Annotated in this window: 7 protein-coding genes; all 7 read right to left on the bottom strand. The window is 67.1% G+C overall.

Going from position 1 to position 6,119, the window contains the following annotated elements; translation table 11 throughout:
• Positions 1-55 precede the first annotated feature (55 nt).
• Positions 56-1,474: a methyl-accepting chemotaxis protein gene (locus LQR33_RS22765; RefSeq protein ID WP_231470548.1), complete on the bottom strand. Its 1,419-nt coding sequence runs from the start codon at positions 1,472-1,474 to the stop codon at positions 56-58.
• Entirely contained in the window at positions 1,471-2,031 is a 561-nt protein-coding gene (locus tag LQR33_RS22760; RefSeq protein WP_231470546.1) for a PAS domain-containing protein, read from the bottom strand. Before LQR33_RS22760 ends, LQR33_RS22765 begins: the two co-directional genes overlap by 4 nt.
• Before the next feature lie 191 nt (positions 2,032-2,222).
• Positions 2,223-4,076, bottom strand: coding sequence for a DUF3857 domain-containing transglutaminase family protein (locus LQR33_RS22755; protein ID WP_231470544.1), 1,854 nt, complete (start codon positions 4,074-4,076; stop codon positions 2,223-2,225).
• Between the two features lie 186 nt (positions 4,077-4,262).
• Complete coding sequence (locus tag LQR33_RS22750) at positions 4,263-4,673, bottom strand: ExbD/TolR family protein (RefSeq protein WP_166441341.1); 411 nt, start codon at positions 4,671-4,673, stop codon at positions 4,263-4,265.
• A complete protein-coding gene (locus LQR33_RS22745) occupies positions 4,660-5,337 on the bottom strand; it encodes a MotA/TolQ/ExbB proton channel family protein (protein ID WP_166441340.1) in 678 nt (225 codons plus the stop codon). Before LQR33_RS22745 ends, LQR33_RS22750 begins: the two co-directional genes overlap by 14 nt.
• Complete coding sequence (locus LQR33_RS22740; RefSeq protein WP_166441339.1) at positions 5,334-5,726, bottom strand: energy transducer TonB; 393 nt, start codon at positions 5,724-5,726, stop codon at positions 5,334-5,336. Before LQR33_RS22740 ends, LQR33_RS22745 begins: the two co-directional genes overlap by 4 nt.
• Positions 5,723-6,119, bottom strand: a 397-nt coding sequence (locus LQR33_RS22735) for an energy transducer TonB (RefSeq protein ID WP_231470542.1), incomplete at its 5' end; no start/stop codon positions are given. The genes LQR33_RS22740 and LQR33_RS22735, both read right to left, overlap by 4 nt.

Here is a 6,119-nt window from a genome sequence, read left to right as displayed (position 1 = left end):
CGCGGGCATGAAAAAAGCCGGGCGTCGCCCGGCTGTCGCTATCGATGGAGGCGGCTCATCGCCCGCCCAGTTCCTCCAGGCCCGATTGCAGTTTCTGGCTGGCTTGTTCCACTGCCCGCATGCTGGCGACGATGGCGGCCTCGTCCAGCTGGCCGTTCTGGCTGGCGGCGCGCAGCGCGGCGTCCACCTGTTGCCGCAGCTGCTGCAGCGGCGGCCGCAGGTTCTGGGCGGCGCTGCCGAACAGCGACGCGCCATCTCCTTCCAGCCAGGTTTCCAGCTCCAGCGCTGGCGGCGCTTCTTGCGCTTCTTCGATCGCGTGATAGGCGCTCTGCTTGTAGATCACGTGGCCAACTTTCTGCAGCGAGGTTTGCGATTTCTGCTGCACTGCGCTGACCTGCTGCAGCACCAGATCGGATTGCTCGGCCAGGCTGGAGAAACGCTGGCGGAACGAGTCCACCGAGGACTGCACCTCGCCGGCCACGCCGCCGGCGGCGCTGGCCTGGGCCTGCATGTCGCCGATGCGGCTGGACAGCGACTCCAGCACGCCCTGCACCTGGTTGGCGGTGCTCTTGCTGCGTTCGGCCAGCTTGCGCACTTCGTCGGCCACCACGGCGAAGCCGCGGCCGGTTTCGCCGGCGCGGGCGGCCTCGATCGCCGCGTTCAGCGCCAGCAGGTTGGTCTGGTCGGCGATGGCGGAGATGTCGGCCAGCGAGGTCTCGATGCCCTGCCATTCCTGGGCCAGCATCTGGCTGGCGGTGTCCATGCTGCTGACGCTGCCGGCGATGGTGTCCAGGTGGCCGGACAGCTCGTTGGCGCTGTCCAGGCTGACGCGGGCGCCGGCGGCGTTGTCGCGGGTGATGCCGGCGACCTGGTCCATCGCCTGGCTGATGGCGGCGAGATCGCGCTGGCTGCCGGCCAGATCCTGGCGCAGATGGGGATTGTTCAACGCGGCCAGTTGGGAAGACAGCCGGTTGCGGCGCACGAAGCCGTCGTTGTCGGCCATCGACTGGATGGCGGCGTTGACGCTTTCCAGCGAGCTGGCCAGGATGCCGGGCAGGCCCTGGCTCAGCGGCCGGCGGCTGAAGTTGCCCTGGCTGATTTCCTGGAAGCAGGTGTTGATTTCCTTGAAATAGGTTTCCACCAGATCGAGGAAGTCGTTCAGCTGCCAGGCTACCTGGCCGACCTCGCCCATCTGCCGGGTTTGGGTGCTGCGGTGGTGCAGTTCGCCGCTGCAGGCCAGGCCCAGCTGGCGGGTCAGGGTGTTGAGCAGCAGGAAGATGCGGCTGCCTTGCCGCCATAGCCACCAGGACAGGGCCAGGGTGGCGGCCATCAGCAGCACACTGATCAGGGCCCGCGCCATCGGCGGCAGCAGGTATTCGTCCAGGATGGACAGCAGCACCAGCAGATTGAAGGCGCCCAGCGCCCAGGCCAGGTGCGAGCGCAGGAAGGGGGTGGGTTTGCGCGGCGAACTCATCCTGCGACTCCTTTGGCTTTCAGCACGTCGGCGTTCAGCCCCAGGATGAAGTCCTGGTAGCTGCAGCCTTTTTCTTCCAGCAGGGCCAGCAGCCAGTCGCGCGAAGCGTCCGGCGCGGCGGCCTTGCCGTGCGCGGCTTCGATCTTGCGCATCTCGGCGTAGATCGGTTCGATGGCGGAGATGGCGGCGCGGCTAGGCGGCCGGCGCACCGAGTAATAGCCTTGCAGCTTGCCTTTGAGGTCGTAGTCCGGGGTGACGTTGGCCAGCACCCAGTAATAATCGCCGTCCAAAGTGGCGTTCTTCACCAGCGCGAAGAATTCGTGGCCGGCCTGCAGCGTCTGCCACATCAGCCGGTAGGCGCCGCGCGGCATGTCCGGATGGCGGATCAGATTGTGCGGCTTGCCCAGCAACTGGTGCTCGGCATAGCCGGCGATGCGCATGAACACGCGGTTGGCGTAAGTGATGTGGCCGGTGGGGTCGGTCTTGGTGACGATCAGTTCGTGCGGCGCCAGCTGCACTTCGCGGCCGCCGCCATGGCCTGTTGAGGTCTGTTTCATGGTTTGCTTCTCTATGACCTTGCTATCTTAAGTATGGCTGCCAATCCGTCATTGTCATGCTATGCGCATCATGCAGCAAGGCTTGCATGTGATCGCTATTGAATTTTCGTGGTAGTTTTTAAAGGAATTGCTTGTTAAAACGGCATGAAAAAGGACGGCCGGGGCCGTCCTTTGTGCGGATTGCGTTTTTCTCAGAGCTTGATGATCTGCCGCGCCTGAATCGCGCAGGCGCGCGCCGCTTCGTTGAAGCGGATGAACTCGGGGCTGGCGATCTCGTCATGGCTCAGCCAGCGCACCTTGCGGGTCTGTCGGTACTGATAGCGGATGCCGTCCGGTGTTTTCCGCTGCTCCAGCGACAGGTCGTACCAGCGCGAGCTGGCCTGGCAGCTGAACGGCGGCTGGATGGCGCGGGCGCCGCGCAGCGTCACCGCGCGTTCGGTGGTTTCAGCGTCGCCCAGGTAGACGTCGGCCTGGTTGCCGTTGGCCAGATAGCTGGCGAAACCGTCCCAGTCATGCTCCAGGCCGGGGTCGTACAGATAAAGCCCGGAAATCTTTTCCACCGCGCGCTGGTCGACGCTGTCTATCCGCGCCGCGTAGCGCGCCGGCTGCAGGAAGCCGGTGGCGGGGCGGTCCACCTTGCATTCCCGCGGCTGCTTGTTGACCGCGCGGCACAGGCTCTGGTCGGAGCTGGCCGGTCCCTGGAAGCGGTCCTGCATCGCCAGTTGCACCAGCGGCCAGCCGGAGACTTCGCCGCGGATGGAGATGGCGGCGCTGCCGTCGCGGCGCAGGGTTTCGACGCGTTCGCTGCGGCTGGTCAGCGTCGCCGCCTGCATCGGAATCGCTTCTTCGCGCACCTGGCCGTCGGCGCCGATGCGGTAGCTGGCCCGGTCCTGCAGGTCCGGAGTGATGCGGCCGGGGACGAAGAAGGGATTGGTCGCGTCCAGCCACTCGGTTTTGCCGTTCACCTCGGCGCGGACGATCATGTGGTTGACGGTGCCCAAGCCGGGCAGCAGCGGACGCGGCGCGTCGTTGCCGCGGAAGACCAGCGTGGGCTCGGCGGCGATGCCGGACGCGCGCAGCATCGCGGTCAGCAGCGTCGCCAGATCCTTGCAGTCGCCGTAGCCGTGCTGTTCGATCTCGGCCAGCGTGAACGGCACCAAGCCGCGCTCGGCCAGCCGCTGGTCGTTCAGATAGCGGTAATGGCCGTTGATGTGCTGCATGAAGGCGGCCACCTGTTCAGCGGCGGGCTTGCCGCGCTGCGCCTCCACCTCGGCGGCGGCGGCCGGCGGCAGCGGCGCCGACAGGATCTGGTTGTAGCGTCCGGCGTAGACGCCGAAATGGCTTTGCGGCGAGTCGCTGGTGGCGATGCTCAGCCGCGGCCAGCTGCGCAGCGCGCTGTTGTCCCACTCATTGGTGAAATTCAGGTAGCGGGGCGCTTTTTGCTCGACGACGATGCGCTTGCCGTCGGCGCTGGCGTTGATCTTGAAGTCGTCCATCTTCTCGCTGCGCCACAGCAGCGGGCGCGGCGAGTCCAGCTCGAAGCGGAAGCTGTCATTGCGGGTGGGCTCGGCGTCGAAGTCTAGCCGGTACAGCAACTCGCGGCTCAGCGGCGGCGAGGCCATGTGGCGCTTGACGCGGTAGCTGACCACGCTGCCCACCGCCAGCTCGGGGAAGGCGATCCAGGTCTGTTTGTCGCGGCTGACGCCGGCGTAGGGATTGGGCGCGGCGCGGGTTTCCACCTGCGACTTGTCCAGCTTGACCACGCGCCCGTTCGGCTGGCGCACTTCGCCGTCCAGCACTTCCAGGCTGTCGGTGTCGGAATAGGTGAAGTCGATGCGCGACAGCAGGTCCTTGCCGGCCGGTTTCAGGATCGTGAACTGGTTTTCCGTGGTGCAGTCCAGGCTGTTGTCGGCGAGGTGATGGCAGACAGAGTTGGAGCGGCGCGCCAGCGGCGCGTCGGCGGCGGGTTGCAGGGCGGCGTGGGCTGCCTGGCCGGCGCAGGCGAGCGCGGCGGCCAGAGCGAGTCGGGGAAAGCGGAGCGGCATCGTGTGGGACCGTTGCTGTCGCCGCGCCGGGCGCGGCGGGATGGATGAATGGCTGCGCGGAAGATAGTGCCATGCAGCCGGGGCGGGGGCCAGAGGGCGGCGCCTCGGCCGGGAGGGATCGTCCGGCGCGCAGAGATGAAAAAGCCCCGCTTCCCGGTCGGGGGCGGGGCGGATCTCGGGATGGGCCTACTGCGCGGCGGTGACGAAGCCTATCTTGCCGACGCCGTTTTTCTGGGCGGCGGCCAGGGCCTTGGCCACGGTCTCGTAGCGCACCGCCTTGTCGGCAGACAGGTGCAGCTCGACTTCGGGGTTGGCGGCGGAGGCGGCGGCGAAGCGGGCGGGGAGATCGGTCTCGGCCACCGGCTTGTCGTTCCAGAACAGCTTGCCGGCAGCGTCCACCACCAGGCGGATCTGCTCGGGCTTGTCCTGGTGCTCGGCGGCCTGGGCGCGCGGCAGGTCTACCTTGACCGCATTGGTCAGCAGCGGGGTGGTGATGATGAACACCACCAGCAGCACCAGCATCACGTCGACCAGCGGCGTGGTGTTGGGTTCGGCCATTGGCGCGGCCGGGCCCTGGTTGAAACTACCGAACGCCATGGCTTTCTCCGGACTGGGTCAGCAACTGGGCGTGCAGGTCATGGGCGAAGTAGTCCAGTTCCTGCGACATCACGCGCTGGGCGCGGGTGAGGGCGTTGTAGGCCAGCACCGCCGGGATGGCGGCGGCCAGGCCGGCGGCGGTGGCCACCAGCGCCTCGCCGATCGGGCCGGCGACCGCGCCTATGCTCATCTGGCCCGCCTGGCCGATGTTGACCAGCGCGTGGTAGATGCCCCACACGGTGCCGAACAGGCCGACGAATGGGGCGGTGGAGCCGATGGAGGCCAGCACGGTCAGGCCGGCTTCCTGGCGGGCCATCTCCTGCGACAGCACTTTGCGGATGGCGCGGGTCAGGAACTCGTCGATGCCGCAAGCCTGGCCCAGCGCGCGGCCGGCCTGGCTTTGATACTGCTTCAGCGCGGCGAGGCCGGCGCGCGCCAGATTGGCGAACTGGCCCTGGCTATGCTGCAGGCTGGTTTCGGCCTGGCGCCAGTCTGCCGCGCCCCATAGCGCGCTTTCCGCGTCGCGGTTGGCGCGGCGCAGGCGCAAGGTCTGCACGCCGCGGACGATGATCAGGTACCAGGTGAGCACCGACATCAGGATCAGGATCATGAACACCGCGATCAGCACGGCGTCCCCTTGTTGGAATACGGTCATCAGATTCATGATTTGGCAGGCTTCAAAGAAAATTCAATGGGGATGATAAAGATGTAAGGGATGGCTTTGCCGCCGCGCTTGGCGGGGATGAAGCGCCAGGTCCTGGCTGCAGTCATCGCGGCCTGATCCAGCCGCGGGTAGCCGCTGCTGCTATCAAGCGCGACGGCTTGAACGGTGCCTTCCGCGCTAATGTGCATCTTCAGCCGTACGGTGCCGGCTTCGCCTTCCTCTATCGAACGCGTCGGGTAGGGAGGAGAAGGATTGTTCCATGCGTTTCTCGGCGCAGGCCGGGCGGCGGCGGGAGCGCTGGCGACTGCGGCTGCCGTGGCGCTTGTTTGGGGCGGCGAGGCCGCCGCTACTGTGGCGACGCCCTGGAGCAATAGGGTTGCGAGGATCATGACCTGCCGGATTTCAAAGAAAATTCAACCGGAACGATATAGGTGTAGGCAATGGCTTCCCCGCCGCGCTTGGCAGGGGTGAAGCGCCAGCGCTTGACCGAGGCCAGCGCGGCGCGGTCCAGCCGGGGAAAGCCGCTGCTGTCATGCACCGACACTTCTTGCGCAGCTCCCTGGGCGCTGACCAGCACCCGCAGCCGCACAGTGCCTTCTTCGCCTTCCTCGCGGGACACCGTCGGGTAGACCGGGGCCGGGTTGTTCAAATAGCCGCCGCGGGACTGCGGTTCGGTGACGGGCAGGTCGCGGTTGTCGGTCTTGCCGCCGCCGGCGTTCTTCGGCGCCTCCGCGGCGGGGGCCGCCGCCGCCGGAGCCGCGGCGACGCTGATCGCCTTGGCC

It is taken from the genome of Chromobacterium piscinae (assembly GCF_021129175.1).
In the GTDB taxonomy this organism is placed as follows: Bacteria; Pseudomonadota; Gammaproteobacteria; order Burkholderiales; family Chromobacteriaceae; genus Chromobacterium; species Chromobacterium piscinae.
The sequence above is the reverse complement of the archived record's forward strand: the minus strand, read 5'-3'. Positions and strand labels throughout refer to the sequence as shown.

Excerpts from the sequence above, each read along its gene's own strand:
- LQR33_RS22740 (WP_166441339.1), bottom strand. The coding sequence starts at position 5,726 with ATGATCCTCGCAACCCTATTGCTCCAGGGCGTCGCCACAGTAGCGGCG.
- LQR33_RS22760 (WP_231470546.1), bottom strand. The coding sequence starts at position 2,031 with ATGAAACAGACCTCAACAGGCCATGGCGGCGGCCGCGAAGTGCAGCTG.
- LQR33_RS22750 (WP_166441341.1), bottom strand. The coding sequence starts at position 4,673 with ATGGCGTTCGGTAGTTTCAACCAGGGCCCGGCCGCGCCAATGGCCGAA.
- LQR33_RS22765 (WP_231470548.1), bottom strand. The coding sequence starts at position 1,474 with ATGAGTTCGCCGCGCAAACCCACCCCCTTCCTGCGCTCGCACCTGGCC.
- LQR33_RS22745 (WP_166441340.1), bottom strand. The coding sequence starts at position 5,337 with ATGAATCTGATGACCGTATTCCAACAAGGGGACGCCGTGCTGATCGCG.
- LQR33_RS22755 (WP_231470544.1), bottom strand. The coding sequence starts at position 4,076 with ATGCCGCTCCGCTTTCCCCGACTCGCTCTGGCCGCCGCGCTCGCCTGC.